Origin of the sequence: Shewanella sp. 3_MG-2023, assembly GCF_030548765.1 — a bacterium.
Classification (GTDB): domain Bacteria; phylum Pseudomonadota; class Gammaproteobacteria; order Enterobacterales; family Shewanellaceae; genus Shewanella.
Genome location: NZ_JAUOSH010000014.1, coordinates 79,901 through 98,907 on the forward strand (window position 1 = coordinate 79,901; position 19,007 = coordinate 98,907).

Genomic DNA, 19,007 nt, shown 5'->3' on the forward strand with positions numbered 1-19,007 from the left:
ATGCCCCTGATCTGCTATTAAAGTATTGAAATTTAAAACGTTAAATTCAAATGCAATCTTACTACTAGGTTATTGACTAAGAACGAAGCTCTTTTCTAAGTACTTTACCGACATTACTTTTAGGTAATTCATCTAAGAAGGTCACTTCTTTAGGGCGCTTATAATTAGTCAGTAATTCAGAGCAGTGCTCATATACCGCGGCTTCGTCTAAATCAGGATCTTTTCTAACCACAAACACTTTGACCATTTCTCCAGATGCATCACTTGGCGCTGCAACAGCAGCGGCTTCTAATATGCCTTCATGGCTAACGAGTACTTCTTCAATTTCGTTAGGGAAAACGTTAAAGCCGGAGACAATAATCATGTCCTTTTTACGGTCAACAATGGTAAAAAAGCCATTTTCATCCATGGTGGCAATATCGCCGGTTGCTAACCAGCCATCGATAAGGATTTCATCAGTAGCATCTTGGCGATTATGATAACCCTTCATCACTTGTGGGCCTTTAACCCACATTTCACCGGGCTCACCATTGGCAACGTCTTCACCATCGGGGCCTACTAAGCGGATATCCGTTGACGAGGCTGGCACGCCAATGGAACCGTTATAACTTTGTTGGTTATATGGGCTCATGGTGACTAATGGGGCGCATTCTGTTAATCCATAACCTTCTAATAAGCGAGTCTTAGTTACTTTTTCCCACAGTTCTGCGACGGGCCGTTGGACTGACATACCGCCACCAAAGCCCATTTTAAGAGAACTAAAATCTAGTTTGTCAAAACCTGGGGTATGTAATAAGCCATTGAATAAGGTATTCACCCCTGTAATAGCAGTAAAAGGATATTTAGCTAACTCTTTAACAAAGCCGTCCATATCACGTGGATTGGTGATTAGAATATTTTTACCACCAAAAGGCATAAAGGCTAGGCAGTTCGATGTAAGTGCAAAGATATGATAAAGCGGCAAAGCCGTAATCATGATTTCTTTACCTATTTCATAAACATTCTTAGTTACAGCTTTAGATTGCTCTATATTTGCCACCATATTACGGTGGGTTAACATAGCCCCTTTTGATGGGCCTGTCGTGCCGCCGGTGTATTGTAAAAAAGCTAAATCAGCACCGACAATTTCAACTGGAGTAAAAGATAATTTACTGCCTAAAGCTAAGGCTTTATTAAATTTTATTGCTTGAGGTAAGTTATATTCTGGGACTTGTTTTTTTACATGTCTTAGCGCGGTATTAATTAAAGCACCTTTAATTGTTCCTAAGCGGTCACCTACAGCAGTGATAATCACTTGTTCTACAGCGGTCTTATCAATAACGGCTTGTAGTACATTGGCAAAGTTTTCGAGAATGAGAATAGCTTTGGCGCCAGAATCCTTGAGTTGATGCTCAAGTTCCCGAGGAGTATAAAGCGGGTTAACATTGACGACAGTAAGCCCAGCTATCAGCGCACCAAACAGGGCTATGGGATATTGCAATAAATTAGGGATCATAATGGCAAATTTATCACCTTTTACTAGCCCTAGCTCTTGTTGTAGATAGGCCGCAAAATCAGTAGCCTGTTGCTCAAGTTCTGCATAGCTAATAGCAACATCCATATTAACGAAGGCGGTGTTGTCTTTATATAACTTGGTATATTTAAAAAACAACTCAGCTAATGAACTGTATTTATCTGGATCAATCTCAAATTCAACCCCAGGTGGATAACTTTTTTCAAGCCAAATCTTTTCCATAATACTTGCCTCTTATTTATTATTGTTAAACCTTAAAGCACTTCAAACAAGCCCGCTGCACCTTGTCCGCCACCAATACACATACTTATGACTACGTATTTAACCCCACGACGCTTACCTTCAATTAATGCATGCATTACCATTCGAGTGCCACTCATACCATACGGGTGGCCGATAGAAATTGCACCACCATTAACGTTTAACCGGTCTTCTGGAATATTTAAGTATTCTGCGCAATACAACACTTGAACAGCAAAAGCTTCGTTTATTTCCCACAAACCGATGTCATCCATGGTTAAGCCGTGACGCTCGAGTAATTTAGGAATGGCATAAATAGGACCAATACCCATTTCATCGGGTTCACAGCCTGTCACCACTAAACCGCGATAAACCCCTAATGGTTCAAGACCTCGCTCTTTGGCGAGTTCACGCTCCATAACAACCACTGCAGCAGCGCCATCTGATAACTGTGATGCGTTACCGCCAGTTATGGAGCCATTGTCTTTAACGACTTTTAAACCCGATAAACCCGCTAAATTGGTTGATGGACGATTGCCTTCATCTTTAGACAAAGTGACTTGTTGCTGAGTAATGGCGCCAGTTTGTTTATCCATGACTAATTTAGTGCAAGTTACTGGCACTATCTCATCATCAAACTTTCCAGCTGCTTGCGCTGCTGCAGTACGTTGTTGTGATAATAAAGCGTAGTGGTCTTGTTGTTCTCTAGAAATGTTATAACGTTTTGCGACTACTTCAGCAGTATCAAGCATCGGCATATAAATGGCGGGGCGATAAGCTTTTACGTTTGGATCAACTACCCTGTAGCTATTTATTTTATCGTTTTGCACTAAACTCAGTGATTCACAGCCCCCTGCGACAACGATTTGCGAACCATCACAGACAATTTGGTTGGCCGCGATTGAAATCGACATTAAGCCTGAAGAACATTGACGATCAATTGTCATTCCGGGAACTGAAACGGGTAAATTAGCCGCCATGGCAACCTGACGGCCAAAATTCATTCCTTGATTGCCCTGAGTTAACACCACGCCAAAGATGCAGTCATCAATATCACTTGGCTCAATTCCAGCTCGTTCTATGGCGGCGGTGACCGTAGCAGCTGCTAAAGTCGGCGCAGAAAGATCGTTAAAAGCGCCCCGATAAGCTTTGCCTATCGGTGAACGTGCAGCTGAAACTATGACGGCTTCTCTCATAAATCCCCTCTCTTATTTTAATTATTTTAGTTTTTATATTGTTAGGTTCGGTATAAAGCAAACAAAACTGAGTCGCTAAATTTATTATGATTGTATGTAAAATTATTAGTTTAAGAATTAGTGCTGAGATTGCATAAACGCCATTGCTTTCATAACAAATTTCTCACCTTGCTTGGCGCCTGAAGTGAGTTCTGTTTGGCTTTCTTGCGCCGTTAACTCATCCCAATGAGCACGGACTTGTTCTGGGGTTTGTGAAGATTGAGGTAAAAAGCACCCGTCCGTTTCAAAGATGCTTGCGCTAGAATACCCGCCAGCTCCGGCACATAAAATGAATCGATTAGGCGCTTCATCATCACATAAGGTTAGCATCCCAGCAGTTACCGCCTCAGGTGCGAATGCTTTTACAATTTCTTCTGGCATTAAATCTTCCGTCATTCGTGTACCTGCAGTAGGCGCTAACGCATTAACTCGAATGTTATTTTTAGCGCCTTCAAGTACTAAGGTATTCATTAAACCTAACACCGCCATTTTTGCAGCGCCATAATTTGATTGGCCAAAATTACCGTACATGCCACTTGATGATGTGGTCATGACAATACGGCCATAATTTTGCTGTTTCATGATTTCCCAAACAGCTTTAGTGCAGTTCACGGAGCCCATAACGTGGACATCCATCACTAACTTGAAGTCATCGAGGCCCATTTTAGAAAATGATTTATCACGCAAGATACCCGCATTATTAATTAGAATATCAACCCGGCCCCACTTCGCCATGGCCAGCTGCACCATATCTTCAACTTCGCTAAAATCAGCCACGTTTGCACCATGGCTTATGGCTTCTCCGCCCATAGTCTCAATCAATTTAACCACTTCTTGAGAGGCTGCACTTGAAGCGCCGCTGCCATCTCGAGCGCCGCCTAAATCGTTAACCACCACCTTGGCACCTCTTCTGGCTAACTCTAATGCGTGCGAACGGCCCAAACCATTTCCAGCTCCAGTAACTATAGCCACTTTTCCTATAAAACTAATCGTCATACTGTTTTCCTAATTTTCAATTTCACTATTGTTATTATTGTTTAAAGGAAAATCCTTTATATAACCATTTGCACAGATATCCATTGAGCAACCAGCGCTGGTGTATCACAGCCTTCTATTTCTATTGTTACTTCGGTAGATAATCTAAATTGTCCTGGTTTTTTCTCTTCAATAGATAAGGTTTTTGCAAAAGCACGAACACGACTGTTAACCGTTACAGGTTGTAAAAATCGCACTTTATCGAAACCGGCATTTAAGCCCATATAAAAACCATCGATGATGACGCTGAAGTCTTCGGCAAAATGAGACAACATAGACAAAGATAAAAAACCGTGAGCAATGGTGCTGCCGAAGGGGGTCGATTTGGCTTTTTGTTCATCTACATGGATAAATTGATGATCGAGCGTGCAATCTGCAAATTGGTTTATTTGCTCTTGAGTAATGGTATGCCAATCAGTAGCCTCAGCTTGAAAGCCGATATACTTTCCAATGTCTTCTCTATTAATTACTGTTGGCATTATGTTGTCATTCCCTTGTCACATTTAATTAATGAATAAAAATTAAGCATTAACTCATGCTAATGTGAGCAACAAGATTAAACAAATGAATAGTTTTGATACCTTCACATTCCCGTAGCGAATAGTAGATGTGGAAGTTAAAAAGATAAATTGAATGAAAATTTACCCTGATAATAAAAAAGCATGACTGATAAAATCAATCATGCTTTTGAGGGGGTTATAAATTAATTTATAAGTTAAGCTTCAAAATCACCAGATACACAATACAACCTTTAAAACCAATCAGGTTGCATATCAAAACTTGTACTGTCAGAGGTTAACAAAATGGTTGACCAGTGCTCAATTTTCGGTAGTTCAAATCGATAAAAATATTGCTGAGCCTGCAGCTTACCTTGATAAAAGTTTTCATCTGCTTGATGCGGCTTTTTACTAAGTGCTTCTGTGGCTACTATCGCTTGTTTTAACCATAGCCATGCAATAATAATGTGGCCAAACAATTCCAGATATTTAACTGAGTTGGCTAATGCTAAGTCTATATTTTCAGTCGACATTGCCGTTAATACTGAGTCAGTAGTAATTTTTAATAACCTTACTGCATCACTTAACTGACTCGAAAACACTTTTAAATTTGGGTGTTTTTTTGCTACAGCAATGATTTTAGTTATTTCGTCCAATGTTGCTATATAACCCTGCATCTTGTTCATAGGCACTTTGCGGGTCATTAAATCTAATGATTGAATGCCTGTTGTGCCTTCGTGTATCGGATTAAGACGGTTATCACGATAGAACATTTCCACAGGATGCTCATTAATATAACCATGGCCTCCCATTACCTGAATCGCATAGGAGTTGGCTTTAGGCCCATATTCAGATGGCCAGGTTTTAATGATGGGGGTTAAAAAGTCTAATAGCGTGTGAGCATATTGTCGTTGCTCTATGGTTGGCGCTGTTTTCTCGTCATCACTTAATTGGGTGCCGTATAACACTAATGATAAAGCACCTTCTGCAATGGCCTTTTGCGCTAATAGCATACGTTTTACATCTGCATGCTCAATAATATTGACCATAGGGGATAACGGGTCTTTACAAGAAGGTAAACGACCTTGTGGACGGTTTTTGGCATAATCAACTGAGTACTGATAACCGGCGACAGCAAGTACAGCGCCACTCATGCCGACCATGATGCGGGCTTCATTCATCATGTGAAACATGTATTTCAAACCGCAATGTTCTTCACCCACCAAGTAACCTATTGAACCATTTTTTTCACCAAAACTCAGCGCCGTTGAGGTTTGCGCCCGGCCGCCCATTTTATGAAATAATCCTGCCAATGCCACTTCATTATCGTTACCGATTGTGCCGTCTTCATTTAATAAAAATTTAGGGACGACAAAAAGTGAAATACCTTTTACCCCTTGCGGTGCGCCACGGAGACGGGCAAGCACCAAATGGACGATATTTTCACTGAGATCGTGATCACCGCCCGAAATAAATATTTTATTACCCGTTATGCGATAACTGCCATCTTCAGCTTTAATCGCTTTGGTGGTTAAATCCCCTAAACCAGAGCCACTTCCCGGTTCAGTCATCGCCATGGTACCCATGAAGCGACCTTCACGCATTGGTTTAACCCAGGTTTCAATCAGTTCATCACTGCCGTGGGCTTCAAGTAAATTGGCGTTTGCCGTTGTTAGCATGTTGTAACCCATACCTACGCCCCCAGCCACACTAAGATAAGCGCCAGCTGCACTGGCGACAATTGGCGGCAGTTGCATTCCACCGACATCGTAATCTGCGGTGGCTGCAGCAATACCTGATTCATTGACGGCATCAATAGCAGGTTTTAATTCAGGTATGAGATGCACTTTAGTGCCATCAAATGTCGGTTGATGTGTATCTAACTTTTGGCGAATGGGAAGAAAATGCTTCTCTGCAATGGCTTTAGCGGTATTAACGACTTCATTAAATGTTTGTCGATCATGATCTTGGTAACGCTCACGAGTAATCAAAGCCTCACTATCAAACAGTTCATAAAGCATAAATTCAAGATCGCGTTGATTCATTAAACTAGCTGGCATAATTTGTTCTCTTTATTGGTCAAAAACTCGCTGTAAATCCTGTAAAACAGTGATTCCCTAAGCGTGACTAACTCACTCTGGCTAAAAGTTGCCTTTTAAAGGGCTGATACTCCGCCATCTACTGCGATACATTGGCCTGTCATATAGGTATTTGCTGGCGATAGCATCATCAACATCACCGCGACTATTTCTTTGGGCTCACCGAGGCGTTTCATAGGTGCGCCGCGGCTCATTTTTTGTTGCTGCTCAGCATCTGCAAAATTGGTGACCATAGGGGTTAGCGTAAAGAATGGACAAATTGCATTAACCCGTATATTGGCGCGGCCATATTCAACCGCAGCGGTTTTGGTTAAGCCAATAACCGCATGTTTTGCCATTGAATAAGCACTGCCTAATGCCGCGCCGCCAATACCCGCCATAGAACTGACATTAAGAATGACCCCTTCTCCTTGGGTCAGCATTTGTTGTATTTGATGACGCATGCCAAATTGCACACCTTTAACGTTTACCGCAAATTGGCTATCCATAATAGATTCATCTATCTGATGAAACGGCATAAACTCATGGGCAACCCCGGCGTTATTGACTCCAATATCTACACGACCAAATACCTCCATGGCAGTGTCTACCATTAATTTACACTGGTCATTTTTTGAAACATCGCATTTCATGGCTAGAATTTCTGCGCCTGTTGCCGCAATATCATCTGCCACTTTATGAACACCTGCTTCATTGATATCGCTGATCACTAGTTTAGCGCCGCGATTTGCTAGTTCTTGGGCAAGTAGTTGTCCAAAACCTTGTGCCGCCCCGGTTATGATGGCGACTTTACCGCTAAAATCTAATAATGGATCCATGAGATAACTCCTGTAATTCGTGGTTTATTTGGTTATAGCAGTGAAAGCTGCAAGTTATTTTTGGGCGATTACTTGTAGGGCCATTTTTGCTAACGGTTCGACAAATGCGCCGACTTTATTAGCATTTTCGTTTGATGCATTGCCTTGGGATGCGCGTTTAGCAACGCCTTGAGCAATAGCGGCTAACCTGAAGAAACTAAATGCGAGATAAAACACCCAATTTTCAATGCGCTCGATACCCATTCTTTGGCAATATCGGGCTACATATTCCTCTTCGGTAGGGATACCTAAACTAGTACGATCGACACCTTTCAATCCGTCGATGCTACCCAAACCTGCAGGCATTCTTAGTTGCATACATTGATAAGCTAAATCAGCATACGGGTGGCCTAACGTTGATAATTCCCAATCCAGCAGTGCAATGACCTTGGCTGAGTCTTTGGCAAACATCATATTGTCTAGGCGAAAATCGCCATGGACTAGACAGCTTCGACCGTCATCATTAGGTAAATTCGCTTCTAGCCATTGGCTTAGATCATTCATCGCTTTAATGGTGGTAATTTCAGTCTGGCGGTATTGAGAAGTCCAACGGGCTAATTGACGCTCAAAATAGTTACCTGCTTTACCATAATCACTTAACCCTACCTGCTCGACATCAACACTATGCAGCGCTACCAATACTTTGTTCATTTCATCATACATTGCTGTACGTTGCTCATTCGTGGCTATGTCAGATAAAGATGCACTCCAATACACAGTGCCATCGCAATACTCCATCACATAGAACATCGAGCCGATGATGTTTGGGTCCTCACATAAGTGATATACCTTTGCGACTGGCACCTTAGTATCTTGCAATGCTTTGATCACTTTATATTCGCGATCCACAGCATGGGCTGACTTTAGCAACTTGCCAGGTGGTTGCCTGCGCAGCACATAGTTACCTGTTGCCGCTTGCAATTTAAACGTCGGGTTAGACTGGCCACCGGCAAACTTTTCAAGCGTAATGGGACCCTTAAAACCCGCAATATGGCGCTCTAGATACTGAGTTAATTGTTTAAGGTCTATTAAATTATCGTCTAACATTGGCAATTCTCTTTTAGACCACTTAGGGTCAATAGTTAACTTAATTTAGTGTCGCGAATCAAAACCACTTCACCCTTTTGATTACAGTCAGGTGATGCCAGATGTTAATTCGCTACCTTCTTAACTAAGTCACGTCCCAGTTGCATCATATGCACCTGATCGGGTCCATCAGCTAAACGTAAGGTTCGTTGCCCAGCCCAAGCATGAGCTAAAAATGTATCTTGGCTAACACCCACAGCCCCATGGCATTGGATTGCACGGTCGATGACATCAAGGGACATATTCGGGGCAACAATTTTAATCATGGCGATTAAATCTTTAGCGGCTTTATTGCCTTCGGTGTCCATTTTTTGGGCTGCTTTTAACGTCATCAATCGCGCTTGTTCAATCTGACAGGCTGACTTTGCAATATCTTCACGTACCGATTGTTGTTTTATCATCGGCTGACCAAACACAATGCGTTCACTGACACGTTTACACATTAAATCTAAAGCCCGCTGGGCGATGCCAACTGAGCGCATGCAATGATGTATCCGCCCAGGGCCTAAGCGACCTTGAGCGATTTCAAAACCTTTGCCCTCACCAACAATAATGTTTGCAACAGGTACACGGACATTGTCAAACATGACTTCAGCGTGGCCTTCTGGCGAGTCATCAAAACCAAATACCTTCATCGGCCTGACTAAAGTCACACCAGGGGTATCCATTGGTACCAGCACCTGTGACTGCTGTACGTAGCGATTGCTATTTGTTGGATCCGTTTTACCCATCACAATCATAATTTCACATTGCTTGCGGCATGCGCCACTGATATAGAATTTACGGCCATTAATGACATATTCATTACCGTCACGTTCTATACGTAATTCAATATTGGTCGCATCACTTGAAGCGACTTCTGGCTCTGTCATCGCAAAAGCTGAACGAATTTTGCCTTCTAGTAATGGTTCTAACCATTGTTTCTTTTGGGCTTCGTTACCGTAACGAGCTAATACTTCCATATTGCCAGTGTCAGGTGCAGCGCAGTTAAATACTTCAGGCGCCCACATGACTCGGCCCATTAACTCTGCCAGCGGTGCATATTCAAGGTTGGTTAACCCTGCACTATATTTGCCATAGGTAACCGGTAAAAATAAATTCCATAAGCCTTCCGCTTTTGCGATTGCCTTGAGCTCTTCCATTAAAGGAGGGGTTGACCAAGGTTCAAGTTCAACTTGTTTATGCATTGCTGCTTCGTTAGGAAAAATATGTAAATCCATAAATTTGCTGACACGTTTCATTAGCTGCTGAACTTTAGGACTGTATTCAAAATCCATTTTATTCCCCTTTCAATCTGAACATCATTTTTTGCATTACAAACAGTGCAGTACGCAGGTCATGTCGTCAGTTAACAATCAACTAAGCGACATCAGTGATTTTTTGTTAAATGGTTTAATCTCGTCTATCGCATTGGACTTAATCTTATTTACCCACTGCGGATCAACGAGTAAAGCGCGGCCAATACCCACTAAGTCAAACTCATCGTTATTTAAACGGATCAGTAATTCATCAATACCCGTTGGGTTAGATGTGCCAGAAAGATCGGCGTTACCTTCACCGATAAAGTCAGCATCTAAACCAACATTACCCACTGTAATAACGGGTTTATTGGTAAGCTTTTTAGTCCAGCCCGCTAAATTAAGATCTGAACCTTTAAACTCAGCAACCCAAAAGCGTCGGGTACTTGCGTGGAATATATCGACACCGGCATTGCTGAGTAAACATAAGAAAGTTTCTAATTCCTCAGGGGTTTGGCAAAGCTTGGCGCTATAATCTTGTTGTTTCCACTGAGAAAATCGGAAAATAATTGTAAAGTCTGCACCTACAGCTGCACGTATGGCTTTGACAATCTCAACACCGAAACGAGTGCGATTTTCAAGTGAGCCACCATATTTATCATGGCGTTGGTTGGTGCCTTCCCAGAAAAACTGATCAACTAAGTAACCATGTGCCCCATGCACTTCGATAGCATCAAATCCAATATTTTTCGCATCCAATGCTGCTTGGGCAAATGAAGCAACAACGTCATCAATATCGGCCTGAGTCATAGCGACACCATTTTCTGCGCCAGGTTTGTATAAACCAGACGGACTATGGGCAGGCGCTTCTTTATCTGGACCTATGCCTAATTTTCTGACAGACCCCACATGCCAAAGCTGAGGGGCAATTTTTCCGCCAGCGGCGTGTACTTCATCTACCACATGCTTCCAGCCTGCAAGGGCCTTCTCTCCATAAATCGCGGGCACGTTTTCATAACCGTTAGCCGCTTTATGGGAAATAAAGGTACCTTCGGTAATAATTAAACCTACATCACCTTCTGCGCGGCGACGATAGTAAGCCGCAACATCTGCAGTAGGTACATAGTTTGGCGAAAAGGCACGTGTCATTGGTGCCATCACGGTTTTATTTTTTAATGACAAACTTTTGCTGCTGAAAGATTCAAATAGTTTATCGATACTATTATTGGTGTTATTCGGAGTGCTGTTGTTAGAAATAGTGCTGTTGCTTGAAATAGTGCTGTTTTGACTGCTCATAATTTTTTTCCTAACACGGGTTTTTATTGGTTATTGTTTTTAGTTATTTGATGCGAATTGACTGCTATTAATAACGGCTTTTGCCATAATCTCGTTAATTAACCGATTAAATAGCCACCATCCACATTAATCGCGGTGCCTGTGGTATAGCTAGAAGCGTTAGAGACGAGATACAATACTGTGCCGGCCATTTCGTCTGGCTGCGCCACACGTTTCATTGGCACGTGATGCATCATTTGTTTGAGGATTTTAGGGTTGTCGACTAATGCCGAGGCAAATTTAGTATCTGTGCCGCCAGGTAGTAACGCATTAACTCGAATATTAAACTGAGCACATTCTTTGGCAAAAGCGTGCGTCATTGAAATTACCGCAGCTTTGGTTATCGAATATATACCTTGATAATCACCCGGGATAACGCCATTAACGGATGCCACATTGACAATAGATCCACCGCCACTTTGCTTCATCAATTTAGCGCCTTGGGTAGACATAAAGAAATAGCCACGAATGTTAACGTCAACAGTTTTTTGAAAGGCACTTAAATCAGTATCCATAATGTGGCCGAAATATGGATTAGCGGCGGCATTGTTCACTAAAATATCTAACTTGCCATGCTTTTGTGTAATAGCGGCAAACAGCGAGTCTATTTGTTCCATCTCACCAATATGACATGCAATTGCCTCTGCACTGCCGCCAGCGATAACAATGTCATCGACCACTTTATTACACGCATCAAATTTTCGACTTGAAACGATAACATGCGCGCCGTACTGGCCTAAAAGTTTCGCAATACTTTCACCAATACCACGACTCGCGCCAGTGACTAATGCTACTTTCCCTGTTAAATCAAATAAGTTGATCTCTGCCATGCTTAATCCCTATCTATTTTTAAGTTGTTTTATGCGGCGTTATCTAAAGGTTACCCAGTCTTCTCCTGCTTGCTCTAAATGACTATAATTATTTAAATAATCGATACTTAGCATCTGTTCTGAAAATAATAATTTAGTAACACTGGTATTTCTAACCTGCTGATTTATCATCAATAATTCTTTATTGGTTAATTTAAGGATATGTTGAATGATGACTGAAATTGTTCCGCCGGAAGTAAATACCAATATATCTTTTGATTTTTTTGCATTGTCATCATTAGCACTAAGCTGGCGTTTAGTGGCCAACTCTTGATCTATTATATTTTGTAGCGCACGGATGCAGCGTAACTTGAACTGCGGCCAGCTTTCTTTATATTCGTCATGTTTATCACTGAACATCCAGCGTTCTAACGCCAGTGCAAATTCTTTTTGAAAGGTTTTATTGGGGTGCTGCAATTTATTGATATCTTCACTCATCTTGGGGAAGTTTTGCCATTGAGGGTGGTGTTTTTTTAAAATATCAACATGGTCAAATTCATTAAAGCCCGAGTGAATAATCATCGGTACTGTGCTGGTTTGATAACCTTTATTAAATCCAGATAATGTTTGCCCATGGCGTAACAGATCGCCACAATAAAACTTACTTGGCTGGGCTCTTGCGCGCCAATATTCACCAAGAAGCTGTGCTTGTTGTTCACCTTTTTTTGACAGCTGATCGTAATCAGCACTTCCAAAAGAAGCTTGCCCATGTCTTATCAAATATATTGCAGCCATATAAATACTCAGTGTGATATTGGGTTTTAAGCAGCGAAACAAAAAACGTTTATTGATGCTTCAATTTGTTTATAGCTTTTAATTACCACCTGCACGTTTATTGACTAACAACTGCTGGTGGTTTAGTTACCTTTGTAATCGGGCTGTTTAAAATCGACTTGACTATGCTAAGGTTGCAACCTAGATTAAACAAATGAATAGTTCTTATACCCTACTATTTATATTTTAAATAGTTAGGCTGATAAATTTTGACCAGCGTAGGTTGAATTTTTTTGATTAAAGTTAGCAGTGTAGATTTTTAGCAAGGATGCAATGGTGTCAGCATGAAAATAGATTTAAATTTGTTTGTGGTTTTTGATGCAATTTATTGTGAGGGAAATATAACAAAGGCGGCTTCTGTACTGAATTTGTCTCAACCCGCAGTCAGTCATTCCTTAGGTAAGTTGCGTGCTCACTTTGATGATGCTTTATTTGTGCGACAAGGTAATGAAATGAGACCGACGCCGGTGGCAAAGAATGTTATTGCGGATGTGCGTGAAGCCTTACATCAGCTACAGGTTTGTTTGGTGCAATCAAGGCAGTTTGAGCCGTCAACCTCCCGTGAAAATTTTTCACTGTCATTGCATGGTTCATTAGAACCCTACTATTTACCGCCACTACAGCAAAGTTTATCTAAAGAGTCTCCGACGATAAATCTACGCAGTAATAAACGCGTAAGGCGTAGTGATTTAGAAAATAAATTAGCCAGTGGCGATATCGATTTAGCCATTGATGCACTTATTCCTGTTAGCAATAATATTTTGCATACCCAACTAGAACTAGATCAAGTGGTGGTGGTGGCACGCAAGGAGCACCCAACTATTAATAGCAGCTTAGATTTGGATACTTATTTACATCTTCAACATGTTTTAGTGTCTTCGCGCTCAACAGGGCCAGGACTTGAAGATTTTGAATTATCACGCTTAGGCTTACATCGTAAAATATCATTACGTTGCCAACATCCTTTTTCGGCATGCCGTATTATCACCAATAACGATATGTTGCTCACATTGCCTAGAAGAGCAGCTGAGATGTACAGTGAATTGTTTGATATCAACATTTATCCGATGCCTGTTGAATTGCCGGGCATTGACGTGCATTTATATTGGCATGTGAATGTCGATAAAGAGCCCGCTAATAAGTGGCTTCGTAATAAAATGATTATGGCGGCATCAAATAACTAAACTAACAATTAATTGGCCCGTTAAAAGCTTGTCAGTAACTGAACCTAGACTTAATCAATAATACTGGCTTTGATTTGAAAGTTTGATGCAAGCTGTAGTTAAGCACTGTTAACGTTTTGAGGTACCAACTCGTCATCTACTAATGAAGTTTGACATTCACTATGTCGGTAGTACTAACTTGGTTTAAAGAAGGTGATTTTAGTTTTCATAATGCTTAAATCACCCTAACTCAGAAAACATTTCTATTAAGTTGTTAGGGTTATCGGCAGGATGCTGGCAGTGTATCCGTTCTTTACAACTGAGCAGACATAATTGCCATAACTGTTGCTTTGTTTGAGTGTCTAAACTTCTAAAGTCAGCAACGCACAATTGGCCTGATTGAATTAACTTAGCAAGTTTATCGATGGATATTGAAATGTTTAATTGGGACATACTATTTTCTCAATTGATTTTTTGGCTATTATAACTAATTGAGAATGATTATCAATAAGATTCAGCCTTTATCTTTGACTATTTATTGTCAGCTAAAAAATCAAACCATGTTGATTGCGGCTTTCCGTCAATTGAATAGTTAACTAGCGCGCGCCAAACCATATAATTACTACTACAGGAACCGTAAATAGCACTACCTTTATAGTGGTTAGGATTACTGTTTTTTTCTGCAGTAAGATTTACCGGTATTACCCCCATAAACATGTCTCTTCCTTCGATTCGCATTTTTACATCAGTGACAGGGACGGAAAAGTGTAAATCGATACTCAAAGGTTTTTCACTTGGTGTGAAAACGGGGTTAATCATCAGCATAATGTCGATACCGTTAACATTTAACTTACATGCCCCTTGTTGAAATTGGCACAAACTGCTGTCTATTACATCAGATGTTACTGTTTTAGTGTTTGATTGAGGATTACATCCACCTAAAAACACTATAAAAAAAGAGCCAACAATCCATTTTGTTAAAAACTGCACAACTTTTAACCTCTCGATTCATATTGATAACATTATCTTTAGGAAATTGATCTAGATCAAGTTTACACCTAGCTCACATATATCTTTTTTGACTTAGCTCAAGTATCATTGCATTGCCTCGTGATAGTTATAAAAAACATGAGGTAACACCTTGACAATAATTAAAAAAGCAACTCTAAAACAGATACTTTTTTAACCACCTGTCACCCTAAACAGGTAAAGATCTTTCTTTACTAATTTTAAAGTAAAAGTAATAAGCCGTGGAAGCATTATGATGAACCATTCCCAGCCTACAGGCGCTGATTACAATTACACCGTTGTTCGCCAATTTGCATTAACCACAGTATTGTGGGGAATCGTTGGTATGGCAGTTGGTGTATTGATTGCGGCCCAGTTAATCTGGCCACAACTAAACTTTGAAACTCCATGGTTAACGTATAGTCGTTTACGACCTTTACATACGAATGCCGTGATTTTCGCGTTTGGTACTTCAGCCCTTTTCGCAACATCCTACTATATCGTACAACGCACTTGTCAAACCAAACTGTTTGCACCTAAATTAGCTGCTTTCACGTTTTGGGGATGGCAAGCCATTATCCTCTCTGCTGCAATTACATTACCAATGGGTTTCACCTCTGGTAAAGAATATGCAGAACTTGAGTGGCCAATTGATATCGCCATTACCATTGTCTGGGTGAGTTATGCAATTGTGTTCTTTGGTACCATTATCAAACGAACAACATCGCATATTTACGTTGCAAACTGGTTCTTCGGTGCTTTCATCATTACGGTTGCAGTATTGCACATTGTTAACTCAATGGCGGTACCAGTAAGCTTATTCAAATCCTATTCAATGTATTCTGGCGCAGTAGATGCCATGGTGCAGTGGTGGTATGGCCATAACGCTGTTGGTTTCTTATTAACAGCAGGTTTCTTAGGTATGATGTACTACTTTGTACCTAAGCAAGCTGGTCGTCCGGTATATTCTTACCGTTTATCAATTGTTCACTTTTGGGCATTGATTGCGTTATATATCTGGGCAGGTCCGCATCATCTTCATTACACTGCTTTACCTGATTGGACACAAACATTGGGTATGGTGATGTCGCTAATTTTATTCGCACCTTCTTGGGGCGGTATGATTAACGGTATTATGACACTGTCTGGTGCTTGGCATAAACTGCGTACAGATCCAGTATTACGTTTCTTAGTTGTTTCATTATCTTTCTATGGTATGTCTACCTTCGAAGGACCAATGATGGCAATTAAAACCGTAAACGCACTGTCTCATTACACTGACTGGACTGTTGGTCACGTTCACTCTGGTGCGCTTGGTTGGGTTGCGATGGTTTCAATTGGTTCTTTATACCATTTAATTCCTGTGCTATTTGGTCATGGCCGTATGTACAGTACTAGCCTAGTTAACGTCCATTTCTGGTTAGCGACAATTGGTACAGTTTTATACATAGTATCAATGTGGATCTCTGGTGTGATGCAAGGTCTAATGTGGCGCGCAGTTAACTCTGACGGTACTTTGACTTATAGCTTTGTTGAAAGCTTAGAAGCATCTTATCCGTTCTACTTTGTTCGCTTTATTGGTGGTGTGTTCTTCTTAACGGGTATGTTTATCATGGCGTATAACGTGTTGCGTACCGTTAATGCCCCTAAAGACACCCTTCCAGCATTAGCTGAAGCCAAAGCATAAGGAGCAGAACGATGAAATTTAATCATGAAATAATCGAAAAAAACATCGGCCTGCTTGGTATTTTTACTGTAATCGCAATTAGTTTCGGTGGTCTAGTACAGATCACCCCTTTGCTTTTCCAAAAAGATACTACTGAACCAGTTGAAGGTTTAAAGCCGTACAATGCTTTGCAGATTGAAGGTCGTGATATTTATGTCCGTGAAGGTTGTTACAACTGTCACAGCCAAATGATCCGTCCTTTACGTGCCGAAACTGAACGTTACGGTCACTACTCTGTTGCTGGCGAATCAGTTTGGGACCACCCATTTCAGTGGGGGTCTAAACGTACTGGTCCTGACTTAGCCCGTGTTGGCGGTCGTTACAGTGATAAATGGCATGAAGTGCATTTAATCGACCCACGTAGTGTAGTGCCTCAATCTAATATGCCTGCTTACCCTTGGTTAGCAGATACCAAATTAGATGGAAAACTAACGGGCAATAAAATGCAAATCTTAAGTAATTTCCACCCGGATCATAATTTGTATACCGCGGAAGAAATTGCAAGTGCTGAAGCTGCTGTTAAAGGCAAAACTGAACTTGAAGCGTTAATTGCTTATCTTCAGTCTTTAGGTCATGCACTGAAATAAGGAGGCAGTTATGGATTATGGAACATTACAAGGCATTCTAACCATTATTGTTATGGTGGTATTTGCCGGTATTTTCTATTGGGCTTATAGCTCAAAAAGCAAAGCCAAATTTGATGAAGCTGCTAATCTGATTTTTTCTGAAGAAGAAATCGCGACACGCGCTAATAATTCAGGAGATAATAAGTAATGAGTATCTTTTGGAACGTTTGGATTATTTTTCCAACATTATTAGTTATCGCCGGTTGTTTTTTCCTGCTTAGAGCTTGCTCTAAGAACAACACAGGAATTGATGAAGGGGAATCAATGGGTCATAGCTTTGACGGCATTGAAGAACTCAATAACCCACTACCAAAGTGGTGGTCTTATATGTTCTACATCAGTATCGTGTTTGGTTTGATTTATCTAGCACTTTACCCCGGTCTTGGCAGCTATCAAGGGCTATTTGGTTGGACAAGTTCGAACCAAAGTGTTCGTTCAATCGAAGAGTCTAAAGCAGCGGTTGAGTTAGCTACTGCAGAGCAACGCCTTTCTCAGTACGATCGTGAAGTCGCAAGTGCTGACAAGCAATACGGCCCTATCTTTGCTGCTTATTTAGCTACGCCAATTGAAGAGCTAGTTAAAGACGAAGAGGCACTTAAAGTTGGTGGGCGTTTATTCCTACAAAACTGTGCTCAATGTCATGGTTCGGATGCTCGCGGTAGTGTTGGCTTCCCAGATTTAACCGATGGTAATTGGTTATATGGTGGCGATCCTGCAACTATTAAGACAACGCTGATGAATGGTCGTAACGGCATGATGCCTCCTAAAGGCGGATTACCCATCGAAGATAGTGAAATTCGTGGCTTAGCTGAATACGTGTTTAAATTATCAGGACGTGATCATGACGCTACGTTAGCAGCTCAAGGTCAAGGTTCATTCATGAAAGGCTGTTTTGCTTGTCATGGTATGGATGGCACTGGTAATAAGTTTATGGGCGCACCTAATTTAACTGATGATGCTTGGTTATATGGCGGAAGCCGTTTACAAGTTATGCAATCAATTGCAAATGGTCGTTCAGGTGTTATGCCAGCGTGGAAAGATATCCTAGGTGAAGAAAAAGTTCATGTAGTATCTGCATACGTTTATAGCTTATCAAACAAATAGTTACAGCTTGATAACAAAAAAGGCCTCGTTTAAACGAGGCCTTTTTTTTAAGTGATTATTAATGGTTTTCAGGTTAAAATAGATTAATAATAAAAGTTAATAATTAGGACCGTTTTATGTCTGCTCCTCTTCCCTGGTATAAGCACTTTTGGCCTTGGTTTATCGTTGTTCTTCTTTTTGTTGTTGTCCTTAAAAGCATGGTTGCGATGAGTATCGCCATTGATAATGCTGACTCCTTGGTTTCAGATGATTATTACAAAGAAGGCAAAGCCATCAATATGGATTTGCGTAAAATTAAGCAAGCTAAAAACTTAGGCATGCAATACTTAATTGAAGTTGACGATCACGAACTTAAAATATCTCAACATGGCGGTCCTGCATACCAAGCCGTATTGAAAGTCAGTTTTATTCACCCAACCCTTGAAGAAAAAGATTTCAACATAAATGCCACTGCTGATGGCAACGGCACATATCGAATTGGTTTATCAGAAGCGATTTCTGGGCCATGGAATGTCCGACTTGAAGGCTTTGATGCAAGCTGGAGAATCCAGCAACGTATTGAAATTCATGATGATGTCGAATACTGGTTGAATTAATATATA

The 19,007-nt window shown here is 40.9% G+C and carries 19 protein-coding genes; 6 read left to right on the forward strand and 13 right to left on the reverse strand.

Features of this window, described 5'->3' with window-relative positions:
- Positions 1-76 precede the first annotated feature (76 nt).
- From Q4591_RS09945 to Q4591_RS09995, 11 genes are all read right to left on the reverse strand, one after another.
- Positions 77-1,735, reverse strand: coding sequence for an AMP-binding protein (locus Q4591_RS09945; protein WP_303460885.1), 1,659 nt, complete (start codon positions 1,733-1,735; stop codon positions 77-79).
- 32 nt (positions 1,736-1,767) lie between these two features.
- Complete coding sequence (locus Q4591_RS09950; protein WP_303460887.1) at positions 1,768-2,949, reverse strand: acetyl-CoA C-acyltransferase; 1,182 nt, start codon at positions 2,947-2,949, stop codon at positions 1,768-1,770.
- Positions 2,950-3,066: 117 nt separating this feature from the next.
- Positions 3,067-3,984 (reverse strand): SDR family NAD(P)-dependent oxidoreductase, encoded by a 918-nt coding sequence (locus Q4591_RS09955; protein WP_303460890.1) that lies wholly within the window; start codon positions 3,982-3,984, stop codon positions 3,067-3,069.
- A 56-nt stretch (positions 3,985-4,040) separates the two neighbouring features.
- Positions 4,041-4,502 carry a MaoC family dehydratase gene (locus tag Q4591_RS09960; RefSeq protein ID WP_303460892.1) on the reverse strand — a complete coding sequence of 154 codons (462 nt, stop codon included), beginning with the start codon at positions 4,500-4,502 and terminating at the stop codon, positions 4,041-4,043.
- Positions 4,503-4,774: 272 nt separating this feature from the next.
- Positions 4,775-6,580 carry an acyl-CoA dehydrogenase gene (locus Q4591_RS09965; RefSeq protein ID WP_303460894.1) on the reverse strand — a complete coding sequence of 602 codons (1,806 nt, stop codon included), beginning with the start codon at positions 6,578-6,580 and terminating at the stop codon, positions 4,775-4,777.
- A gap of 95 nt (positions 6,581-6,675) precedes the next feature.
- Positions 6,676-7,437 carry an SDR family NAD(P)-dependent oxidoreductase gene (locus Q4591_RS09970; protein ID WP_102476789.1) on the reverse strand — a complete coding sequence of 254 codons (762 nt, stop codon included), beginning with the start codon at positions 7,435-7,437 and terminating at the stop codon, positions 6,676-6,678.
- A 54-nt stretch (positions 7,438-7,491) separates the two neighbouring features.
- Positions 7,492-8,523: a phosphotransferase family protein gene (locus tag Q4591_RS09975; RefSeq protein ID WP_303460896.1), complete on the reverse strand. Its 1,032-nt coding sequence runs from the start codon at positions 8,521-8,523 to the stop codon at positions 7,492-7,494.
- Between the two features lie 104 nt (positions 8,524-8,627).
- Positions 8,628-9,839 carry an acyl-CoA dehydrogenase family protein gene (locus tag Q4591_RS09980; protein WP_102439462.1) on the reverse strand — a complete coding sequence of 404 codons (1,212 nt, stop codon included), beginning with the start codon at positions 9,837-9,839 and terminating at the stop codon, positions 8,628-8,630.
- A 78-nt stretch (positions 9,840-9,917) separates the two neighbouring features.
- On the reverse strand, positions 9,918-11,096 hold the full coding sequence (locus Q4591_RS09985) for an NADH:flavin oxidoreductase (protein WP_241903548.1): 1,179 nt from the start codon (positions 11,094-11,096) through the stop codon (positions 9,918-9,920).
- 98 nt (positions 11,097-11,194) lie between these two features.
- The gene (locus tag Q4591_RS09990; RefSeq protein WP_303460898.1) at positions 11,195-11,965 is read right to left on the reverse strand and encodes an SDR family oxidoreductase; all 771 of its coding nucleotides are present in this window, start codon (positions 11,963-11,965) and stop codon (positions 11,195-11,197) included.
- Between the two features lie 39 nt (positions 11,966-12,004).
- Positions 12,005-12,739 (reverse strand): histidine phosphatase family protein, encoded by a 735-nt coding sequence (locus tag Q4591_RS09995; protein ID WP_102439464.1) that lies wholly within the window; start codon positions 12,737-12,739, stop codon positions 12,005-12,007.
- Positions 12,740-13,062: 323 nt separating this feature from the next.
- Here Q4591_RS09995 and Q4591_RS10000 point away from each other — a divergent pair, with 323 nt between their 5' ends.
- Positions 13,063-13,962: a LysR family transcriptional regulator gene (locus Q4591_RS10000; protein WP_102520578.1), complete on the forward strand. Its 900-nt coding sequence runs from the start codon at positions 13,063-13,065 to the stop codon at positions 13,960-13,962.
- A gap of 219 nt (positions 13,963-14,181) precedes the next feature.
- Here Q4591_RS10000 and Q4591_RS10005 read toward each other — a convergent pair whose 3' ends face one another.
- Positions 14,182-14,394, reverse strand: a complete 213-nt coding sequence (locus tag Q4591_RS10005) for a hypothetical protein (protein ID WP_102439466.1) — start codon at positions 14,392-14,394, stop codon at positions 14,182-14,184.
- A gap of 78 nt (positions 14,395-14,472) precedes the next feature.
- A complete protein-coding gene (locus Q4591_RS10010) occupies positions 14,473-14,931 on the reverse strand; it encodes a hypothetical protein (RefSeq protein WP_303460900.1) in 459 nt (152 codons plus the stop codon).
- A 271-nt stretch (positions 14,932-15,202) separates the two neighbouring features.
- Here Q4591_RS10010 and ccoN point away from each other — a divergent pair, with 271 nt between their 5' ends.
- The 5 genes from ccoN (at position 15,203) to Q4591_RS10035 (ending at position 19,001) form a co-directional block, all read left to right on the forward strand.
- A complete protein-coding gene (gene ccoN, locus Q4591_RS10015) occupies positions 15,203-16,636 on the forward strand; it encodes a cytochrome-c oxidase, cbb3-type subunit I (RefSeq protein WP_102439468.1) in 1,434 nt (477 codons plus the stop codon).
- 11 nt (positions 16,637-16,647) lie between these two features.
- Complete coding sequence (gene ccoO, locus Q4591_RS10020) at positions 16,648-17,262, forward strand: cytochrome-c oxidase, cbb3-type subunit II (protein ID WP_303460902.1); 615 nt, start codon at positions 16,648-16,650, stop codon at positions 17,260-17,262.
- A gap of 10 nt (positions 17,263-17,272) precedes the next feature.
- Positions 17,273-17,449 (forward strand): cbb3-type cytochrome c oxidase subunit 3, encoded by a 177-nt coding sequence (locus Q4591_RS10025; protein WP_102439470.1) that lies wholly within the window; start codon positions 17,273-17,275, stop codon positions 17,447-17,449.
- On the forward strand, positions 17,449-18,405 hold the full coding sequence (ccoP, locus tag Q4591_RS10030; protein ID WP_102439471.1) for a cytochrome-c oxidase, cbb3-type subunit III: 957 nt from the start codon (positions 17,449-17,451) through the stop codon (positions 18,403-18,405). Before Q4591_RS10025 ends, ccoP begins: the two co-directional genes overlap by 1 nt.
- A 116-nt stretch (positions 18,406-18,521) precedes the next feature.
- Positions 18,522-19,001: a FixH family protein gene (locus tag Q4591_RS10035; RefSeq protein WP_076536711.1), complete on the forward strand. Its 480-nt coding sequence runs from the start codon at positions 18,522-18,524 to the stop codon at positions 18,999-19,001.
- Positions 19,002-19,007 lie beyond the last annotated feature (6 nt).

Coding starts and splice junctions, on each gene's coding strand:
- Q4591_RS09945 (WP_303460885.1), bottom strand. CDS start 1,735: ATGGAAAAGATTTGGCTTGAAAAAAGTTATCCACCTGGGGTTGAATTT.
- Q4591_RS09950 (WP_303460887.1), bottom strand. CDS start 2,949: ATGAGAGAAGCCGTCATAGTTTCAGCTGCACGTTCACCGATAGGCAAA.
- Q4591_RS09955 (WP_303460890.1), bottom strand. CDS start 3,984: ATGACGATTAGTTTTATAGGAAAAGTGGCTATAGTTACTGGAGCTGGA.
- Q4591_RS09960 (WP_303460892.1), bottom strand. CDS start 4,502: ATGCCAACAGTAATTAATAGAGAAGACATTGGAAAGTATATCGGCTTT.
- Q4591_RS09965 (WP_303460894.1), bottom strand. CDS start 6,580: ATGCCAGCTAGTTTAATGAATCAACGCGATCTTGAATTTATGCTTTAT.
- Q4591_RS09970 (WP_102476789.1), bottom strand. CDS start 7,437: ATGGATCCATTATTAGATTTTAGCGGTAAAGTCGCCATCATAACCGGG.
- Q4591_RS09975 (WP_303460896.1), bottom strand. CDS start 8,523: ATGTTAGACGATAATTTAATAGACCTTAAACAATTAACTCAGTATCTA.
- Q4591_RS09980 (WP_102439462.1), bottom strand. CDS start 9,839: ATGGATTTTGAATACAGTCCTAAAGTTCAGCAGCTAATGAAACGTGTC.
- Q4591_RS09985 (WP_241903548.1), bottom strand. CDS start 11,096: ATGAGCAGTCAAAACAGCACTATTTCAAGCAACAGCACTATTTCTAAC.
- Q4591_RS09990 (WP_303460898.1), bottom strand. CDS start 11,965: ATGGCAGAGATCAACTTATTTGATTTAACAGGGAAAGTAGCATTAGTC.
- Q4591_RS09995 (WP_102439464.1), bottom strand. CDS start 12,739: ATGGCTGCAATATATTTGATAAGACATGGGCAAGCTTCTTTTGGAAGT.
- Q4591_RS10000 (WP_102520578.1), top strand. CDS start 13,063: ATGAAAATAGATTTAAATTTGTTTGTGGTTTTTGATGCAATTTATTGT.
- Q4591_RS10005 (WP_102439466.1), bottom strand. CDS start 14,394: ATGTCCCAATTAAACATTTCAATATCCATCGATAAACTTGCTAAGTTA.
- ccoN (WP_102439468.1), top strand. CDS start 15,203: ATGATGAACCATTCCCAGCCTACAGGCGCTGATTACAATTACACCGTT.
- ccoO (WP_303460902.1), top strand. CDS start 16,648: ATGAAATTTAATCATGAAATAATCGAAAAAAACATCGGCCTGCTTGGT.
- Q4591_RS10025 (WP_102439470.1), top strand. CDS start 17,273: ATGGATTATGGAACATTACAAGGCATTCTAACCATTATTGTTATGGTG.
- ccoP (WP_102439471.1), top strand. CDS start 17,449: ATGAGTATCTTTTGGAACGTTTGGATTATTTTTCCAACATTATTAGTT.
- Q4591_RS10035 (WP_076536711.1), top strand. CDS start 18,522: ATGTCTGCTCCTCTTCCCTGGTATAAGCACTTTTGGCCTTGGTTTATC.